The sequence below is a fragment of the Saccharopolyspora dendranthemae genome (genome assembly GCF_007829955.1).
Classification (GTDB): domain Bacteria; phylum Actinomycetota; class Actinomycetes; order Mycobacteriales; family Pseudonocardiaceae; genus Saccharopolyspora; species Saccharopolyspora dendranthemae.
Genome location: NZ_VIWX01000004.1, coordinates 17,905 through 33,376 on the forward strand (window position 1 = coordinate 17,905; position 15,472 = coordinate 33,376).

The 15,472-nt window shown below is 70.2% G+C and carries 16 protein-coding genes; 9 read left to right on the forward strand and 7 right to left on the reverse strand.

Going from position 1 to position 15,472, the window contains the following annotated elements; all coding sequences use genetic code 11:
- Window position 1 precedes the first annotated feature (1 nt).
- Window positions 2–1,258 (reverse strand): glycosyltransferase family 4 protein, encoded by a 1,257-nt coding sequence (locus FHU35_RS18850; protein ID WP_145741573.1) that lies wholly within the window; start codon window positions 1,256–1,258, stop codon window positions 2–4.
- Between the two features lie 171 nt (window positions 1,259–1,429).
- Here FHU35_RS18850 and kstR point away from each other — a divergent pair, with 171 nt between their 5' ends.
- The gene (gene kstR / locus FHU35_RS18855; RefSeq protein ID WP_145741576.1) at window positions 1,430–2,035 is read left to right on the forward strand and encodes a cholesterol catabolism transcriptional regulator KstR; all 606 of its coding nucleotides are present in this window, start codon (window positions 1,430–1,432) and stop codon (window positions 2,033–2,035) included.
- On the opposite strand, the gene FHU35_RS18860 is transcribed toward kstR, so the two are convergent.
- The 3 genes from FHU35_RS18860 to FHU35_RS18870 all read right to left on the reverse strand — a co-directional run bounded on the left by FHU35_RS18860 (window position 2,021) and on the right by FHU35_RS18870 (window position 4,864).
- Window positions 2,021–3,052 carry an MBL fold metallo-hydrolase gene (locus FHU35_RS18860; RefSeq protein WP_246110414.1) on the reverse strand — a complete coding sequence of 344 codons (1,032 nt, stop codon included), beginning with the start codon at window positions 3,050–3,052 and terminating at the stop codon, window positions 2,021–2,023. The two genes, kstR and FHU35_RS18860, sit on opposite strands and share 15 nt — an antisense overlap.
- Window positions 3,053–3,112: 60 nt before the next feature.
- A complete protein-coding gene (locus FHU35_RS18865) occupies window positions 3,113–4,009 on the reverse strand; it encodes an SDR family oxidoreductase (RefSeq protein ID WP_222429449.1) in 897 nt (298 codons plus the stop codon).
- 102 nt (window positions 4,010–4,111) lie between these two features.
- Window positions 4,112–4,864 carry an SDR family oxidoreductase gene (locus FHU35_RS18870; protein ID WP_186459504.1) on the reverse strand — a complete coding sequence of 251 codons (753 nt, stop codon included), beginning with the start codon at window positions 4,862–4,864 and terminating at the stop codon, window positions 4,112–4,114.
- Window positions 4,865–4,958: 94 nt separating this feature from the next.
- Here FHU35_RS18870 and FHU35_RS18875 point away from each other — a divergent pair, with 94 nt between their 5' ends.
- The 4 genes from FHU35_RS18875 to FHU35_RS18890 are packed head-to-tail and all read left to right on the forward strand — an operon-like array spanning window position 4,959 to window position 8,382.
- Window positions 4,959–5,708: an enoyl-CoA hydratase family protein gene (locus tag FHU35_RS18875; protein WP_145741584.1), complete on the forward strand. Its 750-nt coding sequence runs from the start codon at window positions 4,959–4,961 to the stop codon at window positions 5,706–5,708.
- The gene (locus FHU35_RS18880) at window positions 5,709–6,578 is read left to right on the forward strand and encodes a CoA transferase subunit A (protein WP_145741587.1); all 870 of its coding nucleotides are present in this window, start codon (window positions 5,709–5,711) and stop codon (window positions 6,576–6,578) included.
- On the forward strand, window positions 6,575–7,318 hold the full coding sequence (locus FHU35_RS18885; protein WP_145741590.1) for a CoA-transferase subunit beta: 744 nt from the start codon (window positions 6,575–6,577) through the stop codon (window positions 7,316–7,318). The genes FHU35_RS18880 and FHU35_RS18885 overlap by 4 nt, the downstream gene beginning before the upstream one ends.
- A gap of 11 nt (window positions 7,319–7,329) precedes the next feature.
- Window positions 7,330–8,382 carry an NAD(P)H-dependent flavin oxidoreductase gene (locus FHU35_RS18890; protein ID WP_222429450.1) on the forward strand — a complete coding sequence of 351 codons (1,053 nt, stop codon included), beginning with the start codon at window positions 7,330–7,332 and terminating at the stop codon, window positions 8,380–8,382.
- A gap of 112 nt (window positions 8,383–8,494) precedes the next feature.
- Here FHU35_RS18890 and FHU35_RS18895 read toward each other — a convergent pair whose 3' ends face one another.
- From FHU35_RS18895 to FHU35_RS18905, 3 genes are read right to left on the reverse strand one after another with little or no spacing between them, the layout of a single operon-like run.
- Window positions 8,495–9,121 (reverse strand): TetR/AcrR family transcriptional regulator, encoded by a 627-nt coding sequence (locus FHU35_RS18895; RefSeq protein ID WP_246110415.1) that lies wholly within the window; start codon window positions 9,119–9,121, stop codon window positions 8,495–8,497.
- Window positions 9,122–9,169: 48 nt separating this feature from the next.
- A complete protein-coding gene (locus FHU35_RS18900; protein WP_145741592.1) occupies window positions 9,170–9,943 on the reverse strand; it encodes an SDR family oxidoreductase in 774 nt (257 codons plus the stop codon).
- Entirely contained in the window at window positions 9,940–11,130 is a 1,191-nt protein-coding gene (locus tag FHU35_RS18905; RefSeq protein ID WP_145741594.1) for an acyl-CoA dehydrogenase family protein, read from the reverse strand. The genes FHU35_RS18900 and FHU35_RS18905 overlap by 4 nt, the downstream gene beginning before the upstream one ends.
- A gap of 171 nt (window positions 11,131–11,301) precedes the next feature.
- Between FHU35_RS18905 and FHU35_RS18910 the strand changes: the two genes are divergently transcribed.
- The 4 genes from FHU35_RS18910 to FHU35_RS18925 all read left to right on the forward strand — a co-directional run bounded on the left by FHU35_RS18910 (window position 11,302) and on the right by FHU35_RS18925 (window position 15,409).
- Window positions 11,302–12,156, forward strand: a complete 855-nt coding sequence (locus FHU35_RS18910) for an enoyl-CoA hydratase (RefSeq protein ID WP_145741596.1) — start codon at window positions 11,302–11,304, stop codon at window positions 12,154–12,156.
- A 3-nt stretch (window positions 12,157–12,159) separates the two neighbouring features.
- A complete protein-coding gene (locus FHU35_RS18915; RefSeq protein WP_145741598.1) occupies window positions 12,160–13,275 on the forward strand; it encodes an acyl-CoA dehydrogenase family protein in 1,116 nt (371 codons plus the stop codon).
- Window positions 13,272–14,246: an acyl-CoA dehydrogenase family protein gene (locus tag FHU35_RS18920; protein WP_145741600.1), complete on the forward strand. Its 975-nt coding sequence runs from the start codon at window positions 13,272–13,274 to the stop codon at window positions 14,244–14,246. The genes FHU35_RS18915 and FHU35_RS18920 overlap by 4 nt, the downstream gene beginning before the upstream one ends.
- Before the next feature lie 86 nt (window positions 14,247–14,332).
- A complete protein-coding gene (locus FHU35_RS18925) occupies window positions 14,333–15,409 on the forward strand; it encodes an acyl-CoA dehydrogenase family protein (protein ID WP_145741602.1) in 1,077 nt (358 codons plus the stop codon).
- Window positions 15,410–15,472 lie beyond the last annotated feature (63 nt).

Sequence of the window (15,472 nt, forward strand, 5' to 3'; positions counted from 1 at the left end):
GTCAGCAACGCGTTGCTCCCTTCCCACCGCGCGGGCTGCGCGCGATCGCTTCGGCGTAGCAGTCGACGGTCGCCGCTGCCACGGATTTCCAGCTGTAGCGGGCCAGCACCCGTTCGCGTCCGTTGGCGCCGAGGCGACCTCGGCGCTCCGGCGAATCGAGCAGCCCTTCGAGCGCCTTGGCCAGGGCTTCGGCATCGCCCGGCGGCACCAGGTCGGCGCACTCGCCGTCCGGGCCCGCCACCTCGGGGATCGCGCCCGCGCGGCTGGCGACCAGCGGCGTGCCGCAGGCCATCGCCTCCACCGTGGGCAGCGAGAACCCCTCGTAGAGCGACGGAACGCTCACCACCTCCGCGGAACCCAGCAGCTCGGCGAGCTCCTGGTCGCTGATGCCCTTGACGGTGCGGACCACATCGCCGATCGCGAGCTCCTCGATGCGCTGCTCCGTCGGCCCACCGGGCGTCAGCTTGCTGACCAGCACCAGCTCCACCTCGCGCTCGGTGCGCAGCTTCGCGACGGCCTCCAGCAACGTGCCGACGCCCTTCATCGGGGTGTCGGCGCTCGCCATGGCCACGATGCGGCCCGGCACGCGCGGTGCTGTCGGCGGCGTGAACACGTCGGCGTCGACGCCCAGCGGCACGACCCGCAGTTGCTCCTGGCCGACGCCGAAGTCCGCGCGGATGTCGTCCGCGGAGTTCTGCGACACGGTCAGCAGCTGCGGGATCCGACGGGCGACGCGCGCCTGCATCTTGGTGAAGCCGTACCAGCGGTGCACGGTGGGCTTCTTCCAGAGCTTCGCCGCGGCGAGGTCCACCCGGCGGTCGTGGGTGATCGGGTGGTGCACGGTGGCGACCAGCGGAATCCCGGCCCGCTGCAACGAGAGCAGACCCGAGCCCAGGCACTGGTTGTCGTGCACGACGTCGAACTCGTGCGCGCGGGCCGCGAGCAGGCGGGCGGCGCGCATGCTGAAGGTCATCGGCTCGGGGAAACCCGCGGTCCACATCGTGGCGACCTCGAGCAGGTCGATGTGATCGCGCAGCTCACGCCAGTGCGGAGTCCGGAACGGGTCGTCGTCGTTGTAGAGGTCAAGACTGTCCACGGGGGTGAGATCGACACCCGGGTCCAGCTCCGGGTAGGGCTGCCCGGAGAACACCTCGACGTGATGCCCCAGCTCGGCCAGGCCGCGGCTGAGGTAGCGGACGTAGACGCCCTGCCCACCGCAATGCGGCTTGCTCCGATAGGAAAGCAACGCGATCCGCACGATTCACCTCACACTGCCCGGGGGCCGCGGGCTGGGTAGACTGGAACATGTTTCGGTCGAGGTAACCCGCTTACCTTAACCCGTTGGTAGCCCCGGACGATGATTCGCGTGGCGACGAACACGCTCCGCCGTCACCCGATGTCCGTCGAATGTTCAAGGAGAGCCCGAACCATGGAAAGCTCGCAGAACGTGCTGGAGGCACTCCGGGGCGGCGCCACCGGCACCACGGCGCAGGCCGAGCGGCGCAAACGCATCATCGACGCCACCATCGCGCTCGCGAACAAGGGCGGCTACGACGCTGTGCAGATGCGCGCGGTGGCCGAGAAGGCCGATGTCGCGCTCGGCACCCTCTACCGGTACTTCCCGTCGAAGATCCACCTGCTGGTCGTCGGCCTGGCGCGGGAGTTCGCCCGCGAGCAGGAGAAGATGGACCGCTCGAAGATCCCGGGCGACACCGCCTACGACCGGGTCCTGCACGTGCTCAGCCGCACCACTCGCCAGCTGCAGCGCAATCCCGAGCTCACCGAGGCGATGACCAGGGCGTTCATGTTCGCCGACACCTCGGTCGCCAACGAGGTCGACACCGTGGCGCTGCTGATGGAGCAGCTGTTCACCCAGGCCATGACCCCCGACGAGCCCACCGAGGAGCAGCGGGCCATCGCGCGGGTGATCGGCGACGTGTGGCTGTCGAACCTGGTCGCCTGGGTGACCCGCCGTGCCTCGGCCTCCGACGTGTCCAGCCGGCTCGAGCTGACCGTCCGGCTACTGCTGGCCTGAGTACTCCACCGCGTCACCGTTCTCGACGGCGCTCAGCTCGCCGCGCTCGACCAGCAGGTCCAGGTGCGCGCTGGTCTCGCCGACGGCGAGCACCTGGTTGAACAGGTCGAGCTCGGAGAAGTCCTTGTTGCGCCGGGTCCAGCCGAGCTTCCGCGCCGCCTCGTAGGCGGTCCCGGCTCCACCGCTGACGACCTCGGCGGTCTGCTGCAGGCGCTCGTCGTGGTGCTGCAGCAGCTCATCGACCCGCTGGTGCGAACTGCCGCCGACCGGGCCGTGCGCGGGCAGCAGCCGCAGGTCCGGGTACGTCCGCATGAGCCGCAGCGAATCCAGGAAGTCGCCGAGCGGCAGCTCCGGGCGGGCCGATTCCACGCCGATGGACGGCGTGATGTGCGGCAGGATGTGGTCCCCGGAGAACATCGTCGACGAGTCGGCGTCGAGGAAGACGACGTGTCCCCGGGTGTGGCCGGGAGTGGGCACGGCGAGCAGGGTGCGGGAGCCCAGCGGGATCTCGACCTTGCCGTGCAGCCATTCGTCCGGCTGCTCGTAGGGGTTCTTCTCCTTGCGCTCCGGCGGTGTGCCGCCGTAGGCCTCGGCGAGCTTGCCGATCAGCTCGTTGGCGCCCCAGCGCTGCAGCCGACGCAGCTCGGCGAGTTCGGTGCCGCCGGCGAGGATCGCGTCCATCGTCGGCTGCTCGCCCGCTCCGAGGCTGATCTTCGACCCGAACGTGCGGCGCAGCTGCACCGCGAGCGTGTAGTGGTCCCGGTGCACGTGGGTGACCAGGAACCGCTGCACGTCGGCGAAGTCGTAGCCGATCTCGCCGAGCCCCTTCTCCAGCTGGGTGCGCGCCTCTTCCAGCGCCCAACCCGAGTCGATGAGCACCAGCCCGTCGGAGTCCTCGATGGCGTAGACGTTGACCGCGCGCAGGCCGTCGTTCGGCAGCGGCAGCGGAATCCGGTGCACGCCGGGCCCGACCTCTTCCACGCCGGGCTCGATCCATGCGTGCCGCGATTCGCTCACCCTGTCCTCCACCCCGTCGTCCGGCGAACTTGCTCAAAAGAGATGTACCACCCCTGCTGCTCAGGTGCCGTAGACGGGGTCCGGAACGGGAGCCTTGGCGAGCAGTTCTCCCACCACCGGACCGAGTTCGTCGGCCTTCCAGCGGCGTCCGGCATCGCGCGAGGGGCCGCGCGTCCAGCCGGTCGCGACGTTGATGTCGCCACCGGAGACCTCGAAGACCCGGCCGGTGACCTCGTCGGACTCGACGCTGCCCAACCAGGCCACGAGCGGCGAGACGTTCTCCGGGGCCATCTCGTCGAATCCCTGGCCGGGCTGGGCCATCATGTCGGCGAAGACGGTCTCGGTCATCCGGGTGCGGGCCGAGGGCGCGATGGCGTTGACCGTGACGCCGTAGCGGGTGAGCTCGGCCGCGGTGTTGAGGGTCAGCGCGATGATCCCCGCCTTGGCCGCGGCGTAGTTCGACTGCCCGACGCTGCCGAGAAGGCCTGCGCCGGAGGTGGTGTTGACGATCCGCCCCCGCACGGTCTCGCCGGCCTTGGCCCGATCGCGCCAGTGCTGCGCGGCGTGGCGCATGGTCGCGGCGTGCCCCTTGAGGTGAACGCGGATGACCTGGTCCCACTCGTCCTCGGCGAGGTTGACGAACATCCGGTCGCGGACGAAACCGGCGTTGTTGACCAGCACGTCCAGCCGGCCGAACCGCTCGACCGCGAACTCCACGAGCTCCCGCGCCTGATCCCAGTCGGCCACGTCGGCGCCGTGCACCTCGGCCTGACCGCCCAGCGCGCGGATCTCCTCGGCCACCTCCGCCGCGGCCGACCCGTCACCACCGGATCCGTCCAGCTGCACGCCGATGTCGTTGACGACGACCTTCGCGCCCTGCCGCGCGAACTCCAGCGCGTGCGCCCGGCCCAACCCGCGCGCACCCCCGGTCACGATGACGACCCTGTCCTCGCAGATCACGTGCTACCTCCTAGAAACCGTTGCGAACGAGAAAGTTCCCCAGAACCACGGAACCCGCCCGGAATCCCGGCGGGGTGGGACGGTCGGGCGTGCGGGTGGTCAGGTGCGAACCGCGTTGAGGTAGGCGGTCCTCTCGCCTCCGCCGTCGACCGCGAGGGTGGAACCGCTGATGTAGGAGGCCAGCGGTGAGGCGAGGAAGAGGCAGGCGTTGCCCACGTCCGACGGCTCCGCGAGGCGTCCGAGGGGGACGATCGAGGTCAGGTCGGACTGGCCGTAGTGATCGGCCTGGTCCTCCGACCGCACCAGGCCGACCACCACGCCGTTGACCCGGACGTCGGGGGCGAGCTCCTGGGCGAGGCTGCCGGTGAGGTTGTCCAGCCCGGCCTTGGCCGCGCCGTAGGCGGCCGTTCCCGGCGACGGGCGCCGGCCCGAGACGCTGCTGATGTTGATGATCGAGCCGTGGGTCTCCGCGAGCGCGTCGCGCGCGTGCTGCGCGAGCAGCAGCGGTGCGATCAGGTTCAGCTCGACGACCTTGCGGTGCAAGCGGATCGACGCGGTGACGGTGTCGGCGACGGGAGTTCCCCCGGCGTTGTTCACCACCACGTCCAGCCGCCCGGAACGCCGCTGGATCTCCTCGACGAGCTGCGCGACCTGCTCTCCCTCGCGCACGTCGACCTCGATGAACCGCGCTTCGTTCGATCCGGACGCGGGCAGCTGCTCGACCGGCTTGCGCGCGCAGACGTAGACCTCCGCCCCGGCTCGCAGGAACGTCTCGGCGATCCCTGCGCCGATCCCGCGCGTTCCGCCCGTGACCAGCACGACCCGGCCGGTCAGGTCGATCTCGATGCCCATCCGCCGCTCCCTGATCCTTCGCCCCTGGCGGGGTGTCCTGCGATGTTGCTACGGTAACAACCCAACCAAACAAGTGCTAGGTTTGGCAGGTGGCATGGGCACGCAAATCGAACGGCGGGACGGCGGAATCGTGGTCCTCACCGTCGACCACCCCCCGGTGAACGCTCTGCCGGTCAAGGGCTGGTTCGACCTCGCCGAGGCGCTGCGCGACAGCGGCGCCCAGGAGCAGACCCGGGTCGTGGTGCTGCGGGCCGAGGGACGCGGCTTCAACGCGGGTGTGGACATCAAGGAACTGGCCGCCGACCCCGGCCACGAGAAGCTGGTCGCCGTGAACAACGGCTGCTACGAGGCGTTCAAAGCCGTCTACGAGTGCCCGGTTCCGGTGATCAGCGCCGTGCAGGGCTTCTGCGTGGGCGGCGGCATCGGCCTGGTCGGCAACTCCGACGTGATCGTCGCCAGCGACGACGCGACCTTCGGCCTGCCGGAGGTGGACCGCGGCGCGCTCGGCGCCGCCACGCACCTCTCCCGCCTGGTGCCGCAGCACATGATGCGCGCGATGTTCTACACAGGACAGACGGCGACCGCGCAGCAGCTCGCCGAGTTCGGATCCGTGCACAAGGTCGTTGCGCGCGAGGCACTCCTGGACGCAGCGCTGGAGGTGGCGTCCGACATCGCCGCGAAGGACCCGCTGGTGATCCGCAAGGCCAAGGCCGCGCTCAACGGGATCGACCCGGTGGACGTCAACCGCAGCTACCGGTTCGAGCAGGGTTTCACCTTCGAGCTCAACCTCACCGGGGTGTCGGACAAGATCCGCGCCGAGTTCGGCCGCGAGAAGGAGGCGTAGGTGCAGGACAAACAACTGGCCGCTGACGAGGTGGTCGCCCAGCTCCGCGACGGCATGACGATCGGCATCGGCGGCTGGGGTTCGCGGCGCAAGCCGATGGCCCTGGTGCGCGCGATCCTGCGCTCCGACCTCAAGGACCTGACGCTGGTCTCCTACGGCGGGCCGGACGTCGGTCTGCTCTGCGCCGCGGGCAAGCTCCGCAAGGTCGTCTACGGCTTCGTCTCGCTGGACTCGATCCCGCTCGACCCGCACTTCCGGGCGGCCCGCCAGCGCGGCGAGCTCGACGTGGCCGAGTACGACGAGGGCATGGTGCTGGCCGGGCTCCGCGCGGCAGCGGCGCGCCTGCCGTTCCTGCCCACGCGAGCCGGACTCGGTTCCGACGTGATGGCGCTGAACCCGGACCTGCGCACCGTCCGCTCCCCCTACGCCGACGGCGAGGAGCTGGTCGCGATGCCGGCGCTGAACCTGGACGTCGCGCTGGTGCACATGAACCGCGCCGACCGCTACGGCAACGGCCAGTACCTCGGCCCCGACCCGTACTTCGACGACCTGATGTGCGCGGCCGCCGAACGCAGCTTCCTCAGCTGCGAGCGGATCGTGGAGACCGAGGAGCTCACCGAGACCGCTCCGCCGCAGACGCTGCTGATCAACCGGCTCTACCCGCACGGCGTGGTGGAGACGCCCCACGGCGCGCACTTCACCAGCTGCGTGCCGGACTACGGCCGCGACGAGGCGTTCCAGCGGCATTACGTCGCCAGCGCGAAACCCGGCCAGTGGGAGGCGTTCCGCGCGGAGTTCCTGGACGGCGACGAGGAGCAGTACCAGGCAGCGGTCCAGAAGTTCCACGCGCGCGCGGAGGTACCGGCATGACGATCACCCGAGCCGAGATCTGCGCGGTCGCCTGCGCCGACAGCTTCGCCGACGCGGGGGCGGCCATCGCCTCGCCGTTCGGCACGATCCCCTCGATCGGGGCGCGACTCGCACGGCTGACCACCGCACCGGACCTGCTGATGTCCGACGGCGAGGCGATGCTGCTGTCCGAAACGCCCGCGCTGGGCGAGGAATCCACCGGGACGGTCGAGGGATGGCTGCCCTACAACAAGGTCCTCGACCTGCTCACCGGCGGGAAGCGCCGGGTGATGATGGGCGCCTCGCAGGTCGACCGGTTCGGCAACCAGAACATCTCCCGCATCGGCGACTGGGCGCAGCCCAAGGTGCAGCTGATCGGTGTGCGCGGAGCGCCGGGCAACTCGGTCAACCACACCACCAACTACTGGATCCCCAACCACAGCACCAAGATCTTCGTCGAGTCGGTGGACCTGGTGGCCGGTGTCGGGCACGACCGGGCGAAGCAGGTCGGCGCGAAGTACCACGACGTGCAGGTCGTGGTGACCGACCTCGCGGTGCTGGACTTCCAGGGCCCGGACGGCTCGATGCGGCTGCGTTCGGTGCACCCGGGCGTGAGCGTGGACGAGGTGCGCGAGAAGACCGGTTTCGAGCTCGCCGCGGGCGACGTCGCCGAGACCCGATCGCCCACGGACGAGGAGCTCTCGCTCATCCGCGACCGCATCGATCCGAAGGGGCTGCGCGACAAGGAGGTTCCGTCGTGATCGAGCAGCTGGTGCGCACACCGCTGTGCGATCTGACCGGCGTCCGCCACCCGATCGTGCAGACCGGTATGGGCTGGGTGGCGGGCCCGAGCCTGGTCTCGGCGACCGCCAACGCGGGCGGCCTCGGCGTCCTGGCCTCGGCGACGATGACGTTGCCGCAGCTCACCGACGCGGTCCGGGAGGTCAAGGAGCGCACCGGCGAGCCGTTCGGGGTGAACCTGCGCGCCGACGCCGGCGACGCCGAGGAGCGCGTCGACCTGCTGATCCGGGAGGGCGTCAAGGTCGCTTCCTTCGCCCTCGCGCCCTCGCAGCGGCTGATCGGCAAGCTCAAGGACGCCGGGGTCGTGGTGGTCCCGTCCATCGGCGCCCGCAGGCACGCCGAGAAGGTCGCCGCCTGGGGCGCCGACGCGGTGCTGGTGCAGGGCGGTGAGGGCGGCGGGCACACCGGTGCGGTCGCCACGACGCTGCTGCTGCCGCAGGTCGTGGACGCGGTGGACATCCCGGTCATCGCCGCGGGCGGGTTCTTCGACGGCCGCGGCCTGGCCGCCGCGCTGAGCTACGGGGCGGCCGGAGTGGCGATGGGAACCCGCTTCCTGCTCAGCACTGACAGCAGGGTCCCCGACGAGGTCAAGCGGTCCTACTTGGACGCTCAGGTCGGCGACACCGTCGTCACGTCCAAGGTCGACGGCCTCCCGCACCGGATGCTGCGCACCGACCTCACTGACTCGGCCGAGTCCAGCAGCCTCGTCCGGAGACTTCCCGACGCGCTGCGGCAGGCGGTCGCGTTCAAGTCGCTGACCGGGATGAGCTGGAAGCAGCTGATCACCGACGGGCTGGCGATGCGCAAGGCCCAGAAGCTCCCGCTCAGCCGGGTCCTGCTCGCCGCCAACACGCCGATGCTGATCAAGTCGGCGCTGGTGGACGGCCGTCCGAACGCCGGAGTCCTGCCGGCGGGCCAGGTCGCAGGCATGATCGACGAGCTCCCCAGCTGCGAGGAGCTCATCGACGGCATCGTCACCGACGCGGCCGAAACGCTGCGCCGTACGGCCAAGCTCATCACCTGACCCCCGAAGCGAACGTGGGCGTCACCCCTGGGGTGGCGCCCACGTTCGCTTCGCTGGTTCTTTCAGAACGTTCCGCTACCTGCTCCGCCGAGCAACCAACCACGGAAGAACCTCAGCGAGTGACGATGCCGTCGCAGAGGATGGTGATGTACTGGTCCGCGATGGACTTGATGCTGAGCTTGCCGCTCGGCTTGAACCAGTGGACCGTCGTCCAGACGGTGTCGCGGATGAACCGGTAGGTGAGCTTGGGGTTGAGGTCCTCGCGGAAGACACCGGTCTTCTGGCCCTCCTGGAGGACTCGCAGCCAGGTCTTCTCGAACTCGTCGGCCACGCCCGGCAGGTAGTCGAAGCGCTCGAACTCGGCCAGGTAGTTGGCCTCGTTCTGGAAGATCGCGATCGCCGCCGGGTGCTTGCGCAGCGCCGAGTACGACTGCTTGATCAGCTCCGTCAGGGCCGTCCGGGGGTCCGACGCCTCCTCGATGACCTTGGCGTTGGCCTGGCGCTGGTCGTCCAGGAACTCCCGGAGGATCTCGTCCACCATCGCCTCTTTGGAGTCGAAGTGGTGGTAGAGGCTGCCGGAGAGGATGCCCGCCGCGTCGGCGATGTCGCGTACCGTCGTCGCGAGGAAGCCGCGGGTGGCGAACAGCTCACCGGCGATCGAGAGCAGTTCCGCGCGACGTTCGGAACCGTTCTCGCGCCCCGGACGGTTGCGGGCGGACAAGCGCTTGGTCGAGACCACCTAGCCATCCTCTCAAAGACCTCGGGGCGCTGCGCGGCCGAGGTGTTGTCACGGGTGTTGGTTGGACACGGAGATGACCTCACCGGTGAGGTACGTCGAGTAGTCCGACGCCAGGAAGACGATCACGTTGGCGATCTCCCACGGCTCGGCCGACCGGCCGAAGGCCTCCCGCTCGGTGAGCGTGGCCAGCAGGTCGTCGGAGGTGACCTTGGCCAGGTTCTCGTGCATCACCAGGCTCGGCGCCACGGCGTTGATCCGGACTCCCAGATCCGCGGCGTCCACCGCGGCGCACCTGGTCAACGCCATCACGCCCGCCTTGGCGGCGGCGTAGTGCGCCTGACCCGCCTGAGCCCGCCAGCCCACGACGGAGGCGTTGTTGACCACGACGCCCGGATTGCCCTGCTCGCGGAAGAGCCGGGTCGCGGCGCGGGTGCAGCGGAAGGTGCCGCCGAGGGTGACGTCGACGACCTTGTCCCACTGCTCGTCGGTCATCTCCAGGATCGAGGCCGTGCCGCCCAGCCCGGCGTTGTTGACCACCACGTCGACCTGGCCGAACGTGCTGGTCGCGGTGTCGAACATGCGCTGCACCTGCGACTCGTCGGTGACGTCGCAGGCAACGGAGGCGACCTTGGCGCCCGGCAGCTCGGCGAGTTCGGCGTGGGTCTCGGCGAGCCGGCGCTCGTGCCGGTCGCTGATGAGCACCTGCGCTCCCTCTTCGAGCATCCGGCGCGCGACCGCCGAGCCGATTCCGGTGCCGGCCGCGGCCGTGACCACCGCGGTCCTTCCGTTGAGCAGGCCGTGCGGGGGCGGTGCCTGGGTCATCGGGAGCCCTCCTGGGGTCGGGGTTCGCGCGGCAGGCCGAGCACCCGCTCGGCGATGATGTTGCGCTGGATCTCGTTGGAGCCGCCGTAGATCGTGTCGGCGCGGGTGAACAGGAACAGCCGCTGACGGCTGTCGAGGTCGTAGGGCTGGGCCTGCGCCGTGAGCCCGCTGGGCCCGGCCACCGCCATGGCGAGTTCCCCCAGCTCGCGGTGGAAGTTCGACCACAGGAGCTTGACCACCGAGGACTCCGGCCCCGGTGGGCCGTCCGCCCCCAGGAGGCGGAAGACGCTGCAGCGCAGGGCTTCCAGGTCGGTCCAGGCGCGGGCGAGGCGATCGCGCAGCAGCGGGTCCTCGACGGCTCCGCAGGCGCGGGCCTGCTCGGTGATCTCGGCGAGTTCGCGGCGGAAGACGACCTGCTGGTCGACGGTGCCGATGCCGCGCTCGAAGCCGAGCGTGCCCATCGCCACCTTCCAGCCCTCCCCGACCTCGCCCACGACGTGGCCCGCGGCGGTGCGGGCGTCGTCGAAGAACACCTCGTTGAACTCGGAGGTTCCGGTGAGCTGCATGATCGGCCGCACCCGGATTCCCGGCTGGTCCATGGGCACCAGGAAGTACGAGAGTCCCTTGTGGCGACTGAGTTCCGGGTCGGTGCGCGCGATGACGAAGCACCAGTCGGCGACGTGCGCCATCGACGTCCAGACCTTCTGCCCGTTGAGCACCCACTCGTCGCCCTCCAGGCGAGCGGTGGTGGAGACGTTGGCGAGGTCCGATCCCGCTCCGGGCTCGGAGTAGCCCTGGCACCACAGCTCCCGGCTGCCGACGATCTCAGGCAGGAAGCGCTCCTGCTGCTCCGGGCTGCCGAAGGCCATCAGGGTGGGTCCGAGCAGTTCCTCACCGATGTGCCCGACGCGCACCGGAGCCTGAGCCCGGGCGTACTCCTCGTGGAAGATCACCTGCTCCCCCACGGTCGCTTCGCGTCCGCCGAACTCCTTCGGCCAGCCCAGGCACGTCCAGCCGTGCTCGGCCAGCAACCGGTCCCAGGCGAGCCGCACGTCGAACCCCTCGTGCTCGCGCCCGGGCCCGCCGAGACCCCGCGCCTCGGCGAACTCGCCGGTCAGGTTCTCGGACAACCACTGCCGGACTTCGCGGCGGAACGCCGCTTCGCCGGCACTGTCGGTGAGGTCCACGACCGCCTCCTCGGCGTCTCCACGGCGGCTCCGAGCGGAACCGCCACACCCCCGCTGGGGCGACGCTTTCAGCGCGAACGCCGCCCTCCCTGGATCGTCACTCTACCAAGCACTTGCTTGTTCGGCTAACCTCGACGTGCCGCAATCGCAAGGCCGAGCTAGGAGCGCCCGATGGCAGCAGAACAAGCGGTCGTCAACTACGAGGTTCGCGACCAGGTCGCCGTGGTGACGATGAACCGGCCCACCTACCGCAACGCGCAGAACTCGGTGATGACCTACGCGCTCGACGACGCGTTCTACCAGGCGTGCGAGGACGACCAGGTCAAGGTCATCGTCCTGGCGGGTGAGGGCAAGCACTTCTCAGCCGGTCACGACATCGGCTCGCCGGAGCGCGACATCGACGTCAGCTACCCGCGTCGGGCGGGCCTGTGGTGGGACCACACCAAGCACTCCGGCGGCGAGTCGCGCTTCGCCCGCGAGCAGGAGGTCTACCTGGGCATGTGCCGCCGCTGGCGCGAGATGCCCAAGCCCGTGATCGCCTCGGTGCAGGGCGCCTGCGTGGCGGGTGGGCTGATGCTGGCGTGGGTGTGCGACCTGATCGTGGCCAGCGAGGACGCCTTCTTCGCGGATCCCGTGGTGAAGATGGGCATCCCGGGCGTGGAATACTTCGCCCACCCGTGGATGCTCGGCCCCAGGATCGCCAAGGAGTTCCTGTTCACCGGCAAGCGGATGAGCGCCCAGCGCGCCTACGAGATCGGCATGGTCAACCAGGTCGTGCCGCGCGAGGAGCTCTCCGGCGCGACGATGGAGTTGGCGGGCACCGTCGCGGAGATGCCCCTGTTCGGGCTGTCGCTGACCAAGAAGGCCGTCAACCAGGCCGAGGACCTGATGGGCATGCAGAGCGGCATGGACTCGGTGTTCGGGCTCCACCACTTCGCCCACGCGCACAACGCCGAGGTCGGCAAGGACTCCCTGGCGGGCATGGACGCGCGCAGCATGAAGAAGTCCAACGAGGAGCGTGGGTGAGCCGTGGACCTGTCGTTCTCCAACACCGATCTGGCCTTCCGCGACGAGGTGCGAACGTGGCTGGCCGAGCACGTGCCCGCCGAACCGCTGCCGTCGCTGGAGACCGCCGAGGGGTTCGCCGCGCACCGCGAGTGGGAGAAGGTGCTGCACTCGGCGGGCTTGTCGGTGGTGTCGTGGCCCGAGGAGTTCGGCGGCCGCGGCGCGTCGCTGCTGCAGTGGGTGATCTTCGAGGAGGAGTACTACGCCGCCGGAGCCCCCGGCCGGGTCAGCCAGAACGGGATCTTCCTGCTCGCCCCCACGCTCTTCGAGCACGGGACAGCTGAGCAGAAGCAGCGCTACCTGCCCAGGATGGCCGCCGGGCAGGACATCTGGGCGCAGGCGTGGTCCGAGCCCGAGGCCGGCAGCGACCTGGCCGGTATCCGCTCGACCGCGCGCCGCGTCGACGGCGGCTGGCTGCTCAGCGGGAACAAGACGTGGAGCTCTCGCGCGGCCTTCGCCGACATCGCCTTCGGCCTGTTCCGCAGCGATCCGGACGCACCCCGGCACAAGGGACTGACCTACTTCCTGTTCCCGCTGGACGCCCCCGGTGTCACCGTGCGGCCGATCCAGCGGATCGACGGCAAACCCGCGTTCGCCGAGCTGTTCCTCGACGACGTCTTCGTGCCCGACGCGGACGTGCTCGGCGGGGTCGGCGACGGCTGGCGGGTCGCGATGAGCACCGCCAGCAACGAGCGCGGGCTCACGCTGCGCAGTCCCGGCCGGTTCCTGGCCACCGCCCGACGGCTCACCGAGGTCCCCGACGCGCTCGACGACGACCGGGTCGTCGACGCGTGGATGTCGGCGCAGGCCTACCGGCTGGCGACGTTCGAGACGGTGACCAAGGTCCTCGACGGAGCCGGACTGGGAGCCGAAGCGAGCCTGAACAAGGTCTTCTGGTCCGAATTGGACACCTCCATGCACGAAACCGCCTGGGACCTGCTGGGGCCGGAGGCGGAAACCGGTTCCTGGGTCGAGGGTTACCTGTTCTCGCTGGCGGGCCCCATCTACGCGGGGACCAACGAGATCCAGCGCAACATCGCCGCCGAGCGGGTGCTCGGCCTGCCGAGGGGGTCGCGATGAGGTTCGTGCTCGAACCCGAACAGCAGGACATGGCCGACACCCTGCGCTCGATGTTCGCCGCGGCCGACGTGCCGGACATCGCCCGCGCCTGGGCCGCCGGCGACGGCGAGGGCTGGCGCAAGCTGTGGCAGCGCATCGCCGACCTCGGGGTCACCGGCATCACGCTGCCCGAGGAGCGCGGCGGACTGGGCCTCGGCCCCATCGAATTGACCCTCTGCCTGCAGGAATGCGGCTACGCCGGACTGCCGGGACCGGTGATCGAGTCGCTGGCGCTGCTGCCGTCACTGCTGCCGGACCTCACCGCCGACGCCACCGCGCGTACGGCGGTCGTCGACCGGCACGTCCCCTACGCCCTCGACGCCGACCTCGCCGACGAGGTCTACGCCGTCGGTCCGACCTCGAGCCGCCTGCTGACCGGGATCTCGTTGCAGCGCCGGGAATCCTTCGACGCCACCCGGCGGCTGTTCGAGGTCTCCTCCAGCGGTGACGAGGAGATCGCGGGGGCCGACTTCGACCGGGCCTTCGACCTGGCCGTGCTGGGGTGCGCCGCCTACGCCCTCGGGCTGGGCAACCGGATGCTGGACCTGGCCACCGAGCACGTCAAGCAGCGGCAGCAATTCGGCCGCCCGGTAGGCGAGTTCCAGGCCGTCAAGCACCACCTGGCCAACGCGCTGCTGAAGCTGGAGTTCGCCCGCCCGCTCATCCGGGGAGCGGCGCTGTCGGCGGGAACCCCGCACGGGGGTCGCGACGCCTCGGCGGCCAAGGTCGCCGCTGCGGACGCCGCACACCTGGCCGCCCGGGTCGCGCTGCAGGTGCACGGCGCCATCGGCTACACCGCCGAGCACGACCTGCACCGCTACCTCACCAAGGCCACCGCCCTGCGGCAGTCGTGGGGAACCCCCGCGTGGCACCGGCGGCGCATCGCCACCTCCCTCTCCACCGACCCGGACACCCCCATCGGAAGCCCCTGACCACCACGCGCCCGGCCTTCGTGTGAAGTCGGGAAGTTTCGTCGACAGCGGCGCGGACGTGGATTCGCCCGAACTTGGAGGTTGTTGTGCGGTTCGCCTGGACCGAGGAGCAGGAGGAGCTCCGGGCAGTGGTGCGCCGGTTGCTGGATCGCCGGGGCGGGCCCGCGGCTGGAGAACCCGACGTCCTGGCGGACGGGTTCGACCGCGAGGTCTGGAAGCAGCTGGCCGAGCAGGTCGGGGCCCACTCGCTGGGAATCCCCGAGGAGTACGGCGGCGGCGGTTTCAGCCTGCTGGAGACGTTGATCGTCGTGGAGGAGCTCGGGCGCAGGCTCTCCGACATCCCGTTCCTGAGCAGCGTCGTGCTCGGCGCCGAGGCACTGCTGGCCGCAGGCGACCCCGAGGCGTGCGGCCGGCTGCTCCCGGGCATCGCCTCCGGTGAGGAGATCGTCGCGCTGGCCTGGGCAGAACCGGATTCCGGTTGGCAGGAGTCGGGTTTCGCCACCACCGCGCGACGCTCCGGCGACGGGTGGGTGCTGGACGGCCGCAAGGTCGACGTCCTCGACGGGGCGCAGGCCGACACGGTCCTGGTGCTGGCGGACTGCGAAGGTCGACCGGCGCTGTTCGAAACCGGATCTGCCACCGCGGTCGCCACCGCTCCTCTGGACCTGACCCGCCGGATGGCCGAGATCCACCTCTCCGCCACTCCGGCACGCCTGCTCGGACGGCCACCGGTGCGGCGCATCCTCGACGTCGCCGCCGCCGGTGTGGCGGCCGAGTCGGTGGGAGCGGCGCAGCGGTGGCTGCACGAGACGGTGGAGTACACCAAGATGCGCACCCAGTTCGGCCGTCCGATCGGCTCGTTCCAGGCGCTCAAGCACCGGATGGCCGACTGCTACGTGGCGGTGGAATCGGCGCGATCGCTGTCCTACGCCGCGTCCTGGGCGGTGTCCACTCAGGACGAGAGGGCGAGCGAACTGGCGGCCATGGCGAAGTCGTCCTGCACCGAGGCGCACTACGCGATCGCGGCCGAAGGGGTGCAGCTGCACGGGGGCATCGGGATCACCTGGGAGCACGAAGCGCACCTCCAGCTCAAGCGCGCCCACTCCGCGACCCAACTCTTCGGGACCCCGAGCGCCCACCGCGCCACCCTGCTGACCGGTTAGCGCACCACGTGAAGGCCGCAGGAATCCTGATGACGATTCCTGCGGCCTCGCGTTGTGCTCGCC